Raw genomic sequence first — 17247 nt, forward strand, 5'->3', positions numbered from 1 at the left:
CTGGCATGAGAAAAGGCGCTCCGCCGGACAGCGGAACGCCTTGTCTGAAGGGGACCAGAAATGCGGGGCCGACCACATCGGCCCTGCGTCGCGTCTATGCGGCCGCGATCGTCGCACCATGATCGTCGTCGTTGTCGGCATCGTCCATATCGTCCTCGTCGTCACCGGCGAGAAAATCGGGCAGCGCCTCCCCCGCGCCATCCGCTTCGGCCGCCGTGACCTCTGCGGCAGCCTCGCCATCGAGATCGGCAAGGCGCAGCGGTTCAGGCAGCCAGCCGGTATCCGCCAGAAGGCGCTCGGCCTCCACCGCCATGTCGCCTTTTTTCAGATGGACGATGAGCTGGGCCGCACGCTCGCCAGCGCCTTCACGGACGGCGGCGAGGATGCGCGGCTTAGTCACCCGGCCGAGATAGTTCTCAACCGTGGGCCGGAAGCCCGCGTCCACCATGTCGAGGCCGGTGGAGCGCGCCAGCCGATCAGCCTCGGCCATACGGCGATCAAGGGCTGCCTGCGATATCCCGGTGGCGCTGTGGGGATTCGGACGCTCGTATAGGGCGTTGACCCCGTAGGCGACGCAATGGGCGAGCAGCGCCAGGCGGCTGGTCTCGTCTAGCACGGCAAGCCAGTCCCAGAGCGCGTCATCGTCGGCCGGAATATCCGTCTTCCACTCCTCATGCCGTTGCGTAGCGGATTTCGCATAGGGTGCCTCGGCGAGATCCTTGTCCTGCTCACGGAAGGAGACCTGATTGACCGAAGCTTGCAGGCTTGCACCCGACGTACTGATGCGCTGGAAGGTGTCGCGAACCAACTTATGCAAAAGGGCCGTGAGCGCCACATGAGGATTGGCGCCGACCGCGTCGCGAAGCGCCAGCGACCGATGTGCGGTCAGCTCGATTACGAGCCGTTCCGGCAGCGGCTTGATGACATCCTCCTCGTCATCCTCTTCCGGCGCGACCGGTTGACCGCCGATGGTGGTGACGGCCCGCTGGATGGTGGCGTTGGCGCCGACTTCTGAAGCAACGACATCGGGATCATCATTGCTCGCTTCGCCATCGATAGCGAGCGGAGCTTCATCCTCGGGGCGGACATAGCCGCGATCGACGACCAGATCGCCATCACGATCGATGCTGACGAAAACGCCGGCGCGGGCGATCTCAGCCGGATCGTAGATCATCGGGCGCTGCTCGAAAGCGTCAAGCGACTGCTCGATCTCTCCAAGGCGATGATCGATCTCGTCAGGCAGATCGTCGGCCTCGGCATATTCGGCTTCCAGACGATCATGTTCGTCACGAAGCGCCTCGCGGGCAGCACGCTCTTCGTCCGTCAGATTGGCTGTCGTGCCGACAAGCTCGCGCAGACCCTCGTCATGGCCATAGGGAAAGTTGACGGCGATCTCGACCCATTTCCAGCCTTCGCCGGCAATTTCCTCGGCGATGGTTTTCAGCTTTTCGCCAACCAGCCGATCGAGCAGGACCGGGTCCTGCAGCCAGCCGCCATGGTCGTCCTCAAACAGATCGCGCAGGAGGTAGCCGCCCGCCGCCTCGTAGGCGTCGATGCCGACGAACGCGGCGCGCTTGTCAGATGCGCGTACCGCAGTCTCGGTGAGCATGCGGCGGATTTGCCACGGCTCCTTCTGCCAGCCGTCCTTGATCGCTGCCCAGACCTGCTCCTGGCGCGCATGATCCTGCGAGACGGTGAAGGCCATAAGCTGCTTCAGCTCGATGCCGTCTTCGGCATAGATGTCGAGCAGCACCGACGAGATGGAGGCCAGGCGCAGACGCTGCTTGACTACATTGACGTCGATGAGGAAGGCGGCGGCAATGTCTTCCTCCGTCATTCCCTTGTCGCGCATGGTCTGGAAAGCGCGATACTGATCGAGAGGATGTGGCGGAACACGCTCGTCATTCTCGGCGAACGAGATTTCCTCCATGAGGATGCCGCTGGCAGCGTCGCCGACGACGCAGGGAACCGGCGCGGTCTTGGCGAGGCGCTTTTGCTTCACGAGGATCGCGAGAGCCTGATAGCGGCGACCGCCGGCAGGAACCTCGAACATTCCGGTTTCCTGTCCTTCAGCGTCGAGGACTGGCCGGACATGAAGGCTCTGGATCAGGCCGCGCCGGGCGATCGAGGCCGCGAGGTCCTCGATCGAGACGCCGGCCTTCACCCGCCGGACGTTGGACTGGCTGAGCACCAGCTTGTTGAAGGGGATGTCGCGCGAGGACGACAGGATGATCTTCTGAACTGCAGTAGCCATCGGGATTTACTCCGTGACGGGCGGCCGAGACTCTCTCTCAACCTCCAACCGGTCACGAAGCGAAGCGCCGCCCTCTTCCTCTAAAGGGGGCAGCGTCACGAACCGGCAAACCTGAAAGGCACGGAAGCGCAAAGCCGGAGACGCAGAAAACCGCATCCCCGGCTTTGCGGAAATCAGGCAGCTCGATCGAGCAGCTTCTTGGCCTTGCCCTCCATGTCGAGGCGGGCGTCCTGATGGGGCTTGTCGCGCGCGACGGCGGTGATGCCCTGCACGAAATCGAAGATGGACTCCGGCGGGCGACCTTCCTCCGCCAGCACCCTGTCGATGATCTTGCCGGTCTCGGCCTTGGAGAAGCCGCGACGACGCAGGAAGTCAGTGCGGTCTTCGTCCGTCCTGGCGACGATCCGCTCGCGGGCCGCCCTGATGCCGTTGACGAACGGCAGGGGCGAGGAGTTCGCGAAGTTCGCCAGCGCCGGGGCTGCCTCGTGCGCGAAGCGATTGGCGGCATATTTGGAGTGGCGGATGGTGATTTCCTCGAAATCCTCCACGCCCCACAAATTGCGATTCTGGCATACCGCGCGCAGATAGAAGCTCGCCATGCCGAGCGTCTTGGCGCCGACCTCGGAATTCCAGCAGTAGAAGCCCCGGAAATAGAGATCCGGCGAGCCGTCGGGAAGGCGGCCGGCCTCGATCGGGTTCAGGTCGTCGACCAGGAACAGGAAGACATCGCGATCGGAGGCATAGAGCGTCGTCGTGTCCTTGGTGATGTCGACGCGCGGATTGTAGATGCCGGTCGACCAGTCGAGCACGCCCGGGACCCTCCAGCGGGTATCGCCCGTGCCATTGCCGGCGATACGCTGGACGGCCTCGACCAGCTCGTGGTCGTAGATGCGGCCATAGTCCGGGCCAGTGACGGCGCGCAGTTCGACACGGCCAGTACCGGTTTCGAGTGTCTTGATCTGCTCGGCCCGATTGGAGGTCAGGCCGTATTGCAGGTTGATGGCGGCAAGTGCGGCTGGGAGCTGCCGAAGATAGGCAGCTGGGGCACCGACCAGGCTGGCGAGCTGGCCGAAGGACCAGTGTGTCGGCGCGATTGCCGCATCGGTGCCCGGCAGGATCAGGCCCAGTCGCTCTGAGTCACTGCGGTTCGCCTCGACATGGATGAGCGCGCTCTCCACCACCCGCGTCCGGCTACGTTCGGTGCGATCGCGGACCGTGTGGGCCAACTCGGACAGGGAGAGGTAGCGCTCGTCGGCCGGACGCGAGAACCACTCTGACGAGACGCGGCCGACCCGTTCGCCACGACCGACATCGACCTTGTAACCGCCGCTGGTGTCACGGCGCGCATCGAGGACCTGCATATTCATGGGACCAATCTCCATGACGGACGTCAGAGACCTCTTCTCCAACCTTCAACCCGTCACGGAAATCGGTACGCTCTCTCACTCTCAGGGGCGTTGCGGGGTCTCCCCGCAGAAGGGGTCGGCCGAGACCAGTGGGCTCGGACGCAGGGGAAGGCCTTCCCCTCCCGGTGAGGATGTAGAAGGTGGTCTGAAGATTGGTCGTCGCTGTTTGCTCAGGTCCGTTTTGAGGCGAACGCGTTTCGCAAAAGCGGCGGGCTCTTTGATCTGGCACCTTTCTTTGGAATTCGAAGGGTGATACAAATCCTCGGACAATAGGTCCTATGTTCCGAGTTTCCGTATCGTGCAACGATCCATGTCCCAACGCCAGATCGCCCATACCGTGCTGACCGCGCGCGGAATTTCGCGCTTGGCAGAACTGCGTGTAGCAGGCGTAACCGCTGCCACCATGAGCCGCATGGAACGTGACGGCGAGGTGCTACGGCTCGCGCGCGGACTTTATCAGCTTTCCGATGCGCCCCTCGACGTTCACCATAGTCTCGCAGAGACGGCCAAACGGGTTCCCAAGGGCGTCGTTTGCCTCGTTTCTGCCCTGGCGTTCCACGGGCTGACCGATCAGCTGCCAAGGAAAGTTTGGCTCGCCGTGGGTCAGAAGGACTGGTCTCCGAAACCTGAAGGCACGCCCATTCGACTGGTGCGTTTCACAGATCGTCTCCTGACGGAGGGGGTTGAGACCCACCCTGTCGAGAGGGTGCCCGTGAAGGTTTTCAGTGTCGCAAAGACGATCGCCGATTGCTTCCGATATCGGAACAAGATTGGCCTGTCGGTGGCGATCGAAGGCCTGCAGGAAGCGCTGCGCCAGCGCAAGACGACGCCAAGCGAGATTGCCAGCCAGGCTGAACGAGGAACGGTTGCCACGGTCATTCGGCCCTATCTCGAGGCACTGACCGCCAATGGCTAAGGAGATCGAGACTATCGGCACCTCAGTTCAAGATCGCTTCTCACAGGTTTCCGAAGCGAGGCGATGTGGTCCGGGCGGGCACGGACTAGAATTCTTGACCATAGACGTAATTCGTCATATATGACATTTGGTGCAGTACGTCAAATATGGATGATTGAGATGGGCTCCCCCAAGGCGAAGCCAGCACTGGAACGGCTGGGACACGATATCCGCAACGCGCGTTTGCGGCGTGGCATCGCCGTGGCAGATCTCGCTGTGCGTGCGGGAACCTCGCCAAGTTCCGTCGCCCGCCTTGAACGGGGTGATCCGGGCGTTGCCATCGGAACGCTTGCCGACGTTCTCGTTGTGCTGGGCCTTCTGGAGCGGCTCGCTGACCTGGTCGATATCCGCAAGGACGATCTGGGGCTGGCGCTGGCAGCGGAGCACGGACCGCGCAGGGGCCGCTCCTTCGCGGCGAGGCTGAAAAAGCAGAAGGCCCAAACGGAGGAGACGCAGGATCGGCAGGACGTTGTGGACCCTGACGGGGCCTCCTTCTGATGGCCGATTTCGTCGCCCATGTCGCGCTTGGCGAAGGCCGGACATCGGTGGGCCAGTTGCGTTTCACCCATACCGGGCCACGGCAATTCTCGACCTTCGCCTATGGTGCCGAATGGATCGAAAACCCGCGCGCCTTCGCCATACAGCCCGATTTCTCTCTTGAGGCCGGGCCATTCCACACCTCGGGGCAGCCCGGCAACATGCGCGACGCATTGGCGGGCGTTTTCGCCGATGCGGCTCCGGACAGTTGGGGACGCAGGCTGCTCGAACGCGCCTATGGCAATGGTCTCAACGAATTCGAGTATCTGACGCTTTCCGACGATACCTGCCGGCAAGGCGCGTTGCGCTTTCTGGATGACAAGGGCGTGGTCATTCGCGGCAAGGCAGCGGACGCCGTTCCGCGTCTGGTCGATCTCGAAACCATTACGGCGATCGCGCGCGCCTATGAGCAAGGCAAGGAAATCTCGCCCGGGGAGATGCAGGCGCTGGCCGGCGCTGGCGGCTCCGGCGGCGCGCGCCCCAAAGCCAATGTCAGGGACGGCGATGTGTTGTGGCTGGCGAAGTTCACCTCGGTCCACGATCAACAGCCAATCGAGCGCGTCGAGATCGCGACGCTGCGTCTGGCCGCGGCCTGCGGTATCCGCACGCCCGAAACACGGTTGGAACTGGCCGACACGCCGTTCCCGGTCGCGCTGATCAAACGGTTCGACCGGCGTGGGGCCGCACGGATTCCCTACATCTCCGCGCGCACTGCGCTCGGCAAGACAGGAGCGGAACTGGGGTCCTATACCGAGATCGTTGATTTCATACGGTCTCATTCATCCGACCCCATGTCCGACTTTCGCGAACTTTATCGGCGTCTAATCTTCACCATCCTCGTGTCCAACAAGGACGATCACCTGAAGAACCACGGCTTCCTCTATGTGGGGGCGGGTCAGTGGCGCTTGTCGCCGGTATTCGACGTGAACCCGGCGCCGGACCGCAATCCGCATCTCGAGACCGCGATCCTTGAGGGCGGCGCCCATGATCGGTCGGTCGCCCTCGCGCTGGAAGCCTGCGCGTTTTTTGAGATCCCCGAGGCCGAGGCACGGGAGATCATCCGAACAACGGCGCAGTGCATATCGGACGGCTGGCGTGAAGCCTTCAGACAGGTGGGCGTCTCTGGCGCGCTGGCGCGCGACTATGAGGCTGCATTCGTCAGCGATGAAATAGTAACGGCGCGAAGTTTTTAAGTCATATTTGGCGAGTTATTGACGATTGCTGGTCAAATATGATTTTTAAGATCACCGATCCGCCTCATGAAACATCTTGCGCCGCCTAGATGGTTACGGGGACGAACCAGAGAACCATGAAGCCGGATACCGTGCTCAAGGCCTCAAAAACGCGTGCGTTGATATCGCCATGGATCCATCGGCCGCCCATGACGGTCGGCCTTCTTCCGAACGATCTCCGCCGAAAGCACGTCGTCAATCCGCACGCGTGCTGCCTCCTCTTTCAAGCCCAACGCTTGCCGTTTTTCAAAGTCGTGCTCCCACAACAGCGCCTCCTGGCATTCGAGGACCGCGACCCTTTCGGCAAGTACCTTCGGATGGGTGTGCAGCCAGCGGACAAAGGCAACCGCACCTGGGGTTCGCTGCCAAAGGTCCCCGCACTGATCCAGATAGCTGCGAGCCGTCTCCGGTTCGGCAAGGTTCGAGCCGTGCCAGATCGCAAGCGCCGCCGGCTCGGGGTTCCCTGACAACATCTCGGCGATATAGCCGTTCGCGACAAAACCATGGCGCAGCCTCGTCGCGGCAGCGATGGGATCACCGGCTTTCAGGTGCAGCAGGGCATGCTCATAGTGATAAGGCGGGTAGTGTGGGGCTTCATCCGTGAAAATGCGCTCGGCGTTTGCCGTTGCACCGGCGCGTAGATATTCCGGACCAATCAGATAGCGGATGCCCTGATTGTCGTTCGGATTCCAGGCGAGCATCTTCTCCATCAGCCGCAGAGCATCCTTGCGCTGGCCAAGCCGGAGCTGCGACAGGACAACGCCATGCGCCGCGCGCAGAAAGGGGCGATTTTCGAGGAAGCCCCATTCGATCGAACCGGCGTAGTTGGCGGGGATCGCGCGCTCACCCGCTTCCAGACCCTGAAAGCAGGCTTGGAGTGCAAGCTTGGGCTTGCCTTCTTCCATGAGTGCATAGCCCAGATGGGCATGGCCATCGATGAAGTAGGGGTGCCGATCGACCAGCGCCTTCAGCGTCTTGAGGTACTTTGCAGGCGAGAGCGACCCGCCATCGCGCTGCTCAAGCGCGTCATCCAGTTCCTCGACGATCTGCTCATAACCATCGCCATGACGGAAAACACCGCCGTCATCGAAGATTTCAAGCGTGAGCATGCCCTATCTCCTGTCCTGCCCTGTCCGCGGGCATACGTCTGTTTTCGATCAACCTCGCGTCCTCATTGTCAATTCGGACGCTCTCCGCTGGGGGCTGTGGGCGGAGCAGATGGATGGGCAGGTTGCTCTGGATCTTCCGAGGCATCAGTCGCAGACTCATCGCCATTGCTCTCGTCGGGTTCCTCCACGATGACACCCTCCAGGTATTGGCTGTGTTTTCCTGGAGATACTTGATGGCGGTGCTTTCATCGGCGGAATGTTGCAGATGCTCCTGGAAGAACTGTAGGCGAGCGCGATTGTCCTCGATTAGCTCGCCCCACGTCTTGATACCCACAATATGTCTCGGCCCTTTCGCGATTAGACGCCTTTCGCGATCGGGTCCGCTTTCAATTTCGTGCTTGGCAAAATCGTCATAGGCGTTCGAAACCAGCCAGAAATGCCAGCGGACCCCATCAACGGTTGAGAATCGCTCATCCGAGGTGACGGCGATTGCATATTGTTTTGCCTGCGTGATTTCCTTGGCGCCGATCTTCACTCTGGGAGCTTTAAGTTCGACGATCATGTGTTCGATGTCGTTGGCACGGTGCCGACGGGTGGAGCGAGAGAACATCAGATCGATGATCCCGCGCGCCTTGCCGATCACTTTGACTGGCTCGTCGATCGAGATGTCCGGATCGAGATAATCGCGATGCTTTTCAAGGACACGACGAAGGTCCTTGTCGCTGACCCATAAATTATACTCTTCTCCAAAAATCCACGTATTTTCGGCAAGTATCTTGTGAAGCTGGGTTCGCTCTTTCAATCGACCTTTGGTTTCAGGGTCAAATACAATCGACTCTAGGGCAGATATGAACTTGAGCCGATCGGCAACTGTTTTGGCGGCGGTGATGATTGCTGAAAGTGTCGTTTCTTGCAGGAGGGTGGCGAGTTCTTTCTGCTTGCGCGCAGGTAGGTCTAGAACTTCCTTCAAGATCAGTTGCAGTTCCTCGGGTCCGCGCTCGATTGCGTTTCGAAGCATACGAAGGTGTAGAGCTTTCGCCTTTGCCGAGCTGATCGCGAGGTCCGGCGCCAGCTCCTGAACCTGAACTGCGACGATATCAAAGACTTGACGCTCAACTTTTTCGACGGCGTTTTGCGGCTCGCCTCGGTATGGGTAGACATCCTCGGCGATCCATTCGTCGACGAGCGACCGAGCCTTTTCTGCGGCCTTTTCTCGGAAATAATCTTTAATCGCTGATCGGGCGTTTTCGACTGCCGCGGTGAGCAGAGGATCCATCTCCGACAGGGCAACCCGCTCCTCGTTGTGAAGCTCCTCGACGTAGGTGGATTTCAAGTAGGCGGAGAAAGAGAAGCCGGGCACGTGAAAGCGGGTCTCGACCTGATCGAACGGAAATCCGCTTGCGGAGCAGAGATATAGTACGCGGCGCGCATCGGTTCGCCATTCAATAACTTCCAGCTCAACGCTGTGCCGGGCACCTTCCGCAGTTTCGATCGGCGGCAGCGAAACCCTATGGTGGCTGGCGATCGCCTTTTCAGGATCGAGCCTCTGGCCGGCAATCGAGATGGATACGCCCCGATAATTCATGAGATAGAGCGCAAAAATCTCGTTCATGTCCTGAACGCCTTCGTCGCTCTCGAAGGTTCTGAAATCGCGCCGGAGATCACTGATCTCGACGATGACCCCTGTCGAGCGGCTTGGCGCTGACGCTTCCTCGGTGATGGTGACGTCCGTGAGATCAGCTTCGAGCAGCTTGACCTCAAATGCCTTACGACCGGACGGCTCGTCGTAACACACCTTCCAAGTGGCGGACTGGCCGAGAGCAAATGCCTTGTAGCGGCCGCGTCCTTCTTGCCCATGGATCATACGATGATTGCGCTTCGTCTGGCGGATATGGCGTTTCCAGGAGCCACCGAGATTGCCGAAAAGAGCCCGCGCGTCGTTTCGTGAGAACCCGTCGCCATTGTCATAGACGACAATCTTGGACATTCCGCCAGCCAAGTCTTCGTATACGAATTCCACTGAGACATCGGTGGCATCGCCATCGAGGCTGTTCCACAAGAGCTCCGCTAGAGCTGGTATTGGTTTCGCCTTGGTTTGCCGTGCCAGAAAGTCATCTCTTACTGCAACTGAAACGTGTTCTTCGCCTGTCATGAGCCCTCCAGCCCCAGATTGGAGATATTTACTTTCGACCGGATAAGCTATGGCCCGCAGATCGGCAGCAGTTCTTGGTATCAAACGCGCTCCCATGCCCTTCTGGCAAGAGGCGCAGGCGTTTTCTGCGACACTAGACCGGCACGTCAACGGGAAACATGCGTCTTCACCTTGCTGCGACCGATGTCTAGGTCGCGTCATCGAAGTCCCGGGTACACGATTTTTTGTCGTAGGTCATAGGGATCGGCGTCGGCGAACCATGACAGCATTTGTCACGGCGCCCATGTGATAGCGCAAACGCGGCGTTGCGATTGCCAACGCTGCCTGGGTGATCTGCCGCGAGATCGTTAGGCGCGGTCCTAAGGTGGATGCGGTCACTTCTCTGAGCGCCTTGGTCACCTCGAAAATTACGTGGACAAGATGATCCAGATCCTGCGCGGGCGATTGTCGAGTGTCGATTGTCACTATAGGATTCCGCGGTAGGTTTCGAGCGAGTCGATTGGCGATGCATCCAGGATCAGTGGTTCGGCAGGAATGCCTCGAAAAGCACGGGCTGAGCGTGACCGACGCAGCGCGCGTTCTCGGCGTGGATCGGCAAACCCTCAGCAACCTGCTGAACGCGCGATCGGGCATCTCGCCTGAAATGGCGATCCGACTGGAGAAGGCTTTCGGGTTGCCGGCCCGCGAGTGGTTGATGCGTCAACTCGATCACGAACTGGCCGAGGCGATGCACAAGGCCGACGGCATCGACGTCCAACCGTTTGCTGGCACCCCCGACGACAGACAGGGCGCTCATGAACGCGGTTGAAATCGAAGAAGCCATCTCGGTGCTCGCGGAGCGGCCGTTCGACGCCGAAGAGTTTCCTTACGCGTTCCTCGAGGCCTTCGGGAACAAGGAGACCACACTCAAGCGCCTGCGCAAGGGCGAATCAAACAAGTCCGATCTGGGCGGCGTGCTTCAGACCAACAACATTCACATCGCCACCTGCAAGCCGGGTGAGGTGACGCGCACGCTGGAAGCTTTGAAGGCCAGCCCCGCTACGGCGCGGGCGAAGGCGCGCTTCGTGCTGGCGACCGACGGCGAGCTGTTCGAAGCCGAAGATCTTACGATCGACGATGCGCCGGTCTCCTGCACCTATGCGGATTTCCCCAACCATTTCGGATTCTTTCTGCCGCTGGCTGGCATCACCACGGTCAAGCAGGTCCGCGAAAGCTCGTTCGACATTCGGGCGACCAGCCGCCTCAACCGGCTCTATGTCGAGCTGCTGAAGGACAATCCCGAATGGGGCACCGCGCAGCGCCGGCACGACATGAACCACTTTTTGGCCCGGCTGATCTTCTGCTTCTTCGCGGAAGATACCGACATCTTTAACGGTATCGGCGTGTTCACGTCGGCTATCGAGAGAATGAGCGCGAGGGATTCGTCCAACACCCAAGAGGTGATCAGCGAACTTTTCCGCGCTATGAATACCAAGACTGCCGAACGGGCCGCTGCGGGCCTCCCGCGCTGGGCTGATGCCTTTCCCTATGTGAACGGTGGGCTGTTTTCCGGCAGCACGGATGTGCCGCGCTTCAGCCGCATCGCGCGATCTTACCTGCTGCACATCGGCAGTCTCGATTGGAAGAAGATCAACCCGGACATTTTCGGGTCGATGATCCAGGCCGTGGCCGACGACGATGAGCGCGGCGCACTCGGCATGCACTACACCAGCGTGCCGAACATCCTGAAGGTGCTGAACCCGCTGTTCCTCGACGATCTGCGAGAGAAGCTGGAAGAGGGAGGCGACAATGCGCGCATGTTACTCAACCTGCGCAAGCGTATGTCTAAGATCCGGGTGTTCGATCCGGCCTGCGGTTCGGGCAATTTCCTTGTGATCGCCTACAAGGAGATGAGGGCCATCGAGGCCGAGATCAATCACCGCCGCGAAGAACCCGACCATCGCACAGAAATTCCGCTTACCAACTTTCGCGGCATAGAACTGCGCGACTTCCCGGCTGAGATCGCGCGCTTAGCGCTCATCATCGCCGAGTATCAGTGCGACGTGCTGTATCGCGGCCAGAAGGAAGCACTCCGGGACTTTCTGCCGCTCGATGCGCAGAATTGGATCACCTGCGGTAATGCCCTGCGCCTTGACTGGCTCAGCATTTGCCCACCGACAGGGACGGGCGTGACACACCACGCTGACGACCTGTTTCACACTCCGCTCAATCAGGCCCAGATCGATTTCGAAAATGAAGGCGGTGAAACCTACATCTGCGGGAATCCGCCCTTTAAGGGTTCTCGCAAACAGGAATCACAAGAGAAAGAAGACCTTCAGCAGGTGTTTTCCAGCCTTACAACCAAATGGAAGAATGTTGATTACGTAGGCGCGTGGTTGATGAAGGCGGCATTATACAATGATGCGTGCGACGCCCCATTTGCTTTTGTCACGACAAATAGCCTGTGCCAAGGACAACAAGTTCCCATCACTTGGGCCCTGCTTCTACAACGTGGATTCAAAATTCGCTTCGCGCACACCTCATTCAAGTGGTCAAATCTTGCGGCAAATAAAGCGGGCGTAACCGTTGTTGTGACAGGCGTCGATAGAATGCCTGGAGGGATAAGACGCATATTTTCAAGTGAAAATGTGCGTGAGGTAGCAAACATCAACCCCTATTTGACGGATCATGACATTTCATTTGTTCCCGCGGAGAAAAAGCCCCGTTCCTCTGACGTCACAATGGAATACGGCGTTTATTATTCGAAATCGGCGGGATTGATACTGAACGCTAGTGAGAAGGCTCGGCTGATAGGAAGCGGATTCCCAGTAGGTCAAGTTCGACGTTTTCTCGGGTCGACAGAATATATCAACGGAAAAGAGCGTTATTGCCTTTGGATCGATGACAGTGAAGTCGGAATGGCGCTTAGCTTTCCTGAAGTTAGAGAGCGCATCGATAGTGTACGCCGAGACCGAACAGAGACCGATGATGAGGCTGTAAACAAGCTTGCTTCAAGGCCTCATCAATTTCGTGAGCGTAAGGGTGATGAGTGTTTTAAGATATTTGTTCCGATTGTCTCTTCCGAAAACAGAGAGCATTTCCCTGCGGGAATTGCGGATGAATCCGTTGTTGCGACTAACAAGGCATTCTATATTCCCAACGGGCCGCTATGGGCTTTTTCTATTATAACTTCCAGGCTTCACCTGTCGTGGATAGATACCATCTGTGGGAGACTTAGAACAGATTTCTCATATTCTAATACACTGGGATGGAACACCTTTCCCATTCCGCCATTGACAGAAAAAAATAAGGCCGACTTGATCCGCTGCGCAGAAGACATTCTGCTGGCACGCGAAGCGCATTTCCCGGCAACAATTGCGGACCTGTACGATCCCAAGGAAATGCCCGACGACCTTCGCATCGCGCATGAGCGCAGCGATGAGACACTTGAGCGCATCTATATCGGTCGTCGGTTCAAGAACGACACCGAGCGGCTCGAAAAGCTGTTCGAGCTTTACACGAAGATGGCTGCTGCACCGAGTAATGCCACCAAAGCTCGTAAGGTGGCGGCAGCATGAGCGACTATGTGCTGTTCCAGATGTGGGGTCCGTTTCGGCAGTCTTTGATTGCCGGTCATCTCTTCTATGTTGAGCAGGCGCGAAAGCGCTTGCTTTCACAATTTGAAGACATCGAGGTCGAAGCCGACAAGGCTGCCGAGGATTGGCTTCAGCGAAGCAGCGGAAGGTTTGATCCTGATCGGCATGACCCCGGCGAATTCTACGAAGCTGCCAACGACGCCGAGTTCTACACCCTTCTCAGTGATATGCGGGACCAGACGCGCTTGAGCGTCGTCGCGGGTATATTCCATGAATGGGACAAGCAGCTGCGTGATTGGCTAGTTCGAGAAATTCAACATTGGCACCGAGGTGACGCCGCCGCGCTCAAAGTATGGTCGGCTGATTTTGCGCAGATCGCTGAATTGCTGGAGAGCATTGGTTGCCCGATTGGTGGCGCAGACCAGTTCCAAATGCTTGATGCGTGCCGGCTTGTGGTCAACGTGTATAAGCACGGCAAGGGAAAATCACTCGAGGATCTGAAGCAAAAGCATCCTGAGTATCTCGATGACCCGTTCCGCGGCGCTGCATTTTCAAGCGTGGAGTATCGCGACCACACGCATCTAAGGGTGAGTGACGAGCAGTTTCTGGCATTTTCAGATGCCATCGTCGCGTTCTGGCAAGCGGTGCCAGAGAACATATTCGAGTCAAAGGTCAATGACGTGCCCGACTGGTTTGGCAAGGCCATCCTGAGAGACCGCACCGGCCACAAACAGGCGAGCAAGCAATGATCGACAACGCGCCAAAATCAGTCCCCTCCGTTTCGGTTAAGTATGCCAGCAACGGCAGCTCGACCAAGGCCAACGAGTTCGGCATGCGGCCGATGCAGGAGCGCGCCTTCGAGAAGCGCGGCGAGCAATATCTATCGATCAAGTCGCCGCCGGCCTCGGGCAAGAGCCGCGCGTTGATGTTCATCGCGCTCGACAAGCTGACCAACCAGGGCGTCAAGCAGGCCATCATAGTGGTGCCGGAAAAATCCATCGGCTCCAGTTTCCATGACGAGCCGCTCAGCAAGCACGGCTTCTGGGCGGACTGGCACGTAAAGCCGAAATGGAATCTCTGCGACGCGCCGGGTAACGACAATGGCGGGAAGGTCAATTCGCTGGGTGCTTTCTTGGAAAGCGACGACAAGGTGCTGGTTTGCACCCATGCGACCTTCCGCTTCGCCGTCGATAAATTCGGGGTCGAGGCGTTCGACGACAGGCTGATCGCGGTGGACGAATTCCACCACGTCTCCGCCAATCCCGACAACAAACTAGGCATTCATCTGGGCGATTTCATCACCCGCGACCGCGTGCATGTCGTTGCGATGACGGGGTCCTATTTCCGGGGCGACGCCGAGGCGGTGCTTGCGCCACAGGACGAAGGCAAGTTCGAGAGCGTCACCTACACCTATTATGAGCAGCTCAATGGTTATCAGTACCTGAAGCAGCTCGACATCGGCTATTTCTTCTACTCGGATTCCTATGCCGACGACATTCTAAAGGTACTGAACCCGGCCGAGAAGACGATCATCCACATCCCGAACGTCAATTCGCGCGAGAGCACGAAGGACAAGATCAAGGAGGTGGAGCACATCATCGAGGAGCTGGGCGCTTGGCAGGGGACCGATCCGGCCACCGGATTCCAACTGGTCAAGACACCGGAAGGCCGGATCCTGCGTATCGCCGATCTGGTCGATGATGACTCCGCCAAGCGGGACCGGGTTTCGGCCGCGCTGAAAGATGCGTCGCAGAAAAACAACCGTGATCACGTCGATATCATCATCGCGCTTGGCATGGCGAAGGAAGGCTTCGACTGGATCTGGTGCGAACACGCGCTGACGGTCGGCTATCGCTCCAGCCTAACCGAGATCGTGCAGATCATCGGCCGCGCCACCCGCGATGCGCCGGGCAAGATCCGCGCCCGCTTCTCGAACCTGATTGCCGAGCCCGCCGCCGCCGATGACATCGTGACCGAGGCCGTCAATGACACGCTGAAGGCGATCGCGGCGAGCCTGCTGATGGAGCAGGTGTTGGCCCCTCGCTTCGAGTTCAAGCCCAAGAATCCCCAAAACGAGCCGACGCCGGGCTTTGACTATGGAGAGGGCGGCTACGATCCGAATAAGTGCAACGTCGGCTTCAACGAGGAATCCGGCAAGTTCCAGATCGAGATCAAGGGCCTCGCTACGCCCGGGAGCGAGGAAGCAACGCGGATCTGCCAAGAAGACCTGAACGAGGTGATCGCCGCCTTCGTGCAGGATAAGACCACGATCGAGCGCGGCCTTTTCGACGAGGAACTCGTCCCCGAGGAACTGACCCAGGTGCGCATGGGTAAGATCATCAAGGACAAGTTCCCGCAGCTCGATGCCGAGGATCAGGAGGCCGTGCGTCAACATGCTGTGGCGGCGTTGAATCTGACCCAGAAAGCGAAGGAAGTCGCGGCGGGCAGCTCGCTCGGTGAGGAGAGCGCAAATACCGCCTTTGTTGATGGCGTGCGCAAGTTCGCGATGGACGTGCGCGAGTTGGACATCGACCTGATCGACCGCATCAATCCGTTCGGGGAGGCCTACGCGATCCTCGCCAAGACGATGAGCGAGGAAAGCTTGAAGCAGGTCGCCGCAGCGATCGCCGCCAAGCGCACCAGCCTAACGCCCGAGGAGGCGAAGGTGATCGCCAAGCGAGCCGTCGAGTTCAAGCGGGAGCGCGGACGTCTGCCGTCGATCAGCTCGGCCGACGCTTGGGAAAAACACCTAGCTGAAGGCGCCGCAGCGTTCGTCCGCTTCAAGGATGAGGGCCGCTATGAGTAGTCTCGACCTTGATGAACTGCGTTCGGAGCTCGAGGATTTCGCGCAACCAGAGAAGAAGGGCGGCCGTTCGCCTCAGGAGGAGCGCATCATCGCGGGCTTTGAGGAGATTCAGCGCTTTGTCGAGAAAAACGGCCACGCTCCGCGCCACGGCGAGCATGGTGATATATTCGAACGGCTCTACGCCGTGCGGCTCGACCGACTGCGCGCACTGGAAGAATGCCGGTCCCTTCTCACACAGCTTGATCACCAGGGACTGCTTACAGGTGCGCCCATAGCGTCTGGCCCATCCGCTGATTCGATGGATGAGGACGAGATGCTCGCCGAACTGGAGGGCGCGGCTGGTTCATCCGAAATCACCAACCTGCGCCATGTACGCACCAGTGCAGAGAAGCGCGAGGCCGAAGAAATCGCGAGCCGCGAGAAATGCGTGGATTTCGAGAGATTCAAACCCCTGTTCCTGCAGGTGCAGGCCGATCTTGAGAGCGGGCGCCGGATCACAAGACCCTTCGTCAAGGATGCCGGTTTCCTGAAAGCCGACATTCAGGCCGGGCAATTCTTCATCCTTGGCGGCCAGACCGCTTATGTGGCTGAGGTTGGAGAGCCGATAAAAGCGCCGAACGGGGAAACCGACGCGCGGCTCCGGGTCATCTATTCCAACGGCACCGAGAGCGACCTGCTACTGCGGTCACTGCAGCGCGCCCTCTACAAGGACGAGGCTGGTCGACGCATTACCGAACCCAGCGCCGGCCCGTTGTTCGACGACCAGACTGGCGATGGCGATCAGGCCAGCGGCACGATCTATGTGTTGCGGAGCAAGTCCGACCACCCCCTGGTCGCAGCCAACCGCGAAATCCTGCACAAGATCGGCGTGACGGGCGGTAGCGTCGAGCGGCGTATCGCTAACGCTCGGCTCGATCCAACCTACCTCATGGCCGACGTCGAGATCGTCGCGACTTACGAACTCTACAACATCAATCGCTCCAAGCTCGAAACGTTGATCCACAAGGTCTTTGGCGCCGCTCGCTTGGATGTCGAGATCAAGGATCGTTTCGGCCAACCGATCGTGCCCAAGGAGTGGTTCCTGGTTCCTCTATTCGCCGTTGATGAGGCCGTGGGTCGCATCAAGGACGGCACGATCACGGGTCATGCTTATGATCCGAAGACTGCGCAATTAGTGCAATTTGACCGCTGACGTTCTCAAACGCGGGCGACCGAAGACTG

The 17247-nt window shown here is 59.3% G+C and carries 12 protein-coding genes; 8 read left to right on the plus strand and 4 right to left on the minus strand.

Going from position 1 to position 17247, the window contains the following annotated elements; genetic code table 11:
• Positions 1-94 precede the first annotated feature (94 nt).
• On the minus strand, positions 95-2254 hold the full coding sequence (locus V6582_RS09220; RefSeq protein ID WP_349508947.1) for a ParB/RepB/Spo0J family partition protein: 2160 nt from the start codon (positions 2252-2254) through the stop codon (positions 95-97).
• A gap of 173 nt (positions 2255-2427) precedes the next feature.
• Positions 2428-3621 carry a DUF932 domain-containing protein gene (locus V6582_RS09225; protein WP_156631011.1) on the minus strand — a complete coding sequence of 398 codons (1194 nt, stop codon included), beginning with the start codon at positions 3619-3621 and terminating at the stop codon, positions 2428-2430.
• A gap of 349 nt (positions 3622-3970) precedes the next feature.
• Here V6582_RS09225 and V6582_RS09230 point away from each other — a divergent pair, with 349 nt between their 5' ends.
• From V6582_RS09230 to V6582_RS09240, 3 genes are all read left to right on the plus strand, one after another.
• Positions 3971-4576, plus strand: a complete 606-nt coding sequence (locus V6582_RS09230) for a type IV toxin-antitoxin system AbiEi family antitoxin domain-containing protein (protein WP_156631012.1) — start codon at positions 3971-3973, stop codon at positions 4574-4576.
• A 159-nt stretch (positions 4577-4735) separates the two neighbouring features.
• The gene (locus V6582_RS09235) at positions 4736-5113 is read left to right on the plus strand and encodes a helix-turn-helix domain-containing protein (RefSeq protein WP_156631013.1); all 378 of its coding nucleotides are present in this window, start codon (positions 4736-4738) and stop codon (positions 5111-5113) included.
• Complete coding sequence (locus V6582_RS09240) at positions 5113-6345, plus strand: type II toxin-antitoxin system HipA family toxin (protein ID WP_156631014.1); 1233 nt, start codon at positions 5113-5115, stop codon at positions 6343-6345. Before V6582_RS09235 ends, V6582_RS09240 begins: the two co-directional genes overlap by 1 nt.
• 143 nt (positions 6346-6488) lie before the next feature.
• Here the strand turns inward: V6582_RS09240 and V6582_RS09245 are convergent, their stop codons facing one another.
• Both V6582_RS09245 and V6582_RS09250 read right to left on the minus strand, forming a co-directional pair.
• Positions 6489-7493: a hypothetical protein gene (locus V6582_RS09245; protein WP_156631015.1), complete on the minus strand. Its 1005-nt coding sequence runs from the start codon at positions 7491-7493 to the stop codon at positions 6489-6491.
• Positions 7480-9645, minus strand: coding sequence for an ATP-binding protein (locus V6582_RS09250; protein WP_156631016.1), 2166 nt, complete (start codon positions 9643-9645; stop codon positions 7480-7482). The genes V6582_RS09245 and V6582_RS09250 overlap by 14 nt, the downstream gene beginning before the upstream one ends.
• Positions 9646-10150: 505 nt before the next feature.
• On the opposite strand from V6582_RS09250, the gene V6582_RS09255 reads away from it, so the two are divergent.
• Genes V6582_RS09255 through V6582_RS09275 form a run of 5 tightly spaced genes read left to right on the plus strand, consistent with a single transcriptional unit; the run spans position 10151 to position 17218 of the window.
• Positions 10151-10453, plus strand: a complete 303-nt coding sequence (locus V6582_RS09255; protein ID WP_156631017.1) for a HigA family addiction module antitoxin — start codon at positions 10151-10153, stop codon at positions 10451-10453.
• Complete coding sequence (locus V6582_RS09260) at positions 10440-13202, plus strand: class I SAM-dependent DNA methyltransferase (protein ID WP_156631018.1); 2763 nt, start codon at positions 10440-10442, stop codon at positions 13200-13202. The genes V6582_RS09255 and V6582_RS09260 overlap by 14 nt, the downstream gene beginning before the upstream one ends.
• Positions 13199-13969, plus strand: coding sequence for a hypothetical protein (locus V6582_RS09265; protein ID WP_156631019.1), 771 nt, complete (start codon positions 13199-13201; stop codon positions 13967-13969). The genes V6582_RS09260 and V6582_RS09265 overlap by 4 nt, the downstream gene beginning before the upstream one ends.
• Positions 13966-16026, plus strand: a complete 2061-nt coding sequence (locus V6582_RS09270; RefSeq protein WP_156631020.1) for a DEAD/DEAH box helicase — start codon at positions 13966-13968, stop codon at positions 16024-16026. Before V6582_RS09265 ends, V6582_RS09270 begins: the two co-directional genes overlap by 4 nt.
• The gene (locus tag V6582_RS09275) at positions 16019-17218 is read left to right on the plus strand and encodes a GIY-YIG nuclease family protein (RefSeq protein WP_156631021.1); all 1200 of its coding nucleotides are present in this window, start codon (positions 16019-16021) and stop codon (positions 17216-17218) included. The genes V6582_RS09270 and V6582_RS09275 overlap by 8 nt, the downstream gene beginning before the upstream one ends.
• The last annotated feature ends 29 nt before the right edge of the window (positions 17219-17247 follow it).

Source organism: Agrobacterium vitis (genome assembly GCF_037039395.1).
GTDB classification, from domain to species: Bacteria; Pseudomonadota; Alphaproteobacteria; order Rhizobiales; family Rhizobiaceae; genus Allorhizobium; species Allorhizobium vitis_E.

Excerpts from the sequence above, each read along its gene's own strand:
- V6582_RS09260 (WP_156631018.1), top strand. The coding sequence starts at position 10,440 with ATGAACGCGGTTGAAATCGAAGAAGCCATCTCGGTGCTCGCGGAGCGG.
- V6582_RS09240 (WP_156631014.1), top strand. The coding sequence starts at position 5,113 with ATGGCCGATTTCGTCGCCCATGTCGCGCTTGGCGAAGGCCGGACATCG.
- V6582_RS09275 (WP_156631021.1), top strand. The coding sequence starts at position 16,019 with ATGAGTAGTCTCGACCTTGATGAACTGCGTTCGGAGCTCGAGGATTTC.
- V6582_RS09230 (WP_156631012.1), top strand. The coding sequence starts at position 3,971 with ATGTCCCAACGCCAGATCGCCCATACCGTGCTGACCGCGCGCGGAATT.
- V6582_RS09270 (WP_156631020.1), top strand. The coding sequence starts at position 13,966 with ATGATCGACAACGCGCCAAAATCAGTCCCCTCCGTTTCGGTTAAGTAT.
- V6582_RS09220 (WP_349508947.1), bottom strand. The coding sequence starts at position 2,254 with ATGGCTACTGCAGTTCAGAAGATCATCCTGTCGTCCTCGCGCGACATC.
- V6582_RS09265 (WP_156631019.1), top strand. The coding sequence starts at position 13,199 with ATGAGCGACTATGTGCTGTTCCAGATGTGGGGTCCGTTTCGGCAGTCT.
- V6582_RS09245 (WP_156631015.1), bottom strand. The coding sequence starts at position 7,493 with ATGCTCACGCTTGAAATCTTCGATGACGGCGGTGTTTTCCGTCATGGC.
- V6582_RS09235 (WP_156631013.1), top strand. The coding sequence starts at position 4,736 with ATGGGCTCCCCCAAGGCGAAGCCAGCACTGGAACGGCTGGGACACGAT.
- V6582_RS09250 (WP_156631016.1), bottom strand. The coding sequence starts at position 9,645 with ATGACAGGCGAAGAACACGTTTCAGTTGCAGTAAGAGATGACTTTCTG.
- V6582_RS09255 (WP_156631017.1), top strand. The coding sequence starts at position 10,151 with ATGCATCCAGGATCAGTGGTTCGGCAGGAATGCCTCGAAAAGCACGGG.
- V6582_RS09225 (WP_156631011.1), bottom strand. The coding sequence starts at position 3,621 with ATGAATATGCAGGTCCTCGATGCGCGCCGTGACACCAGCGGCGGTTAC.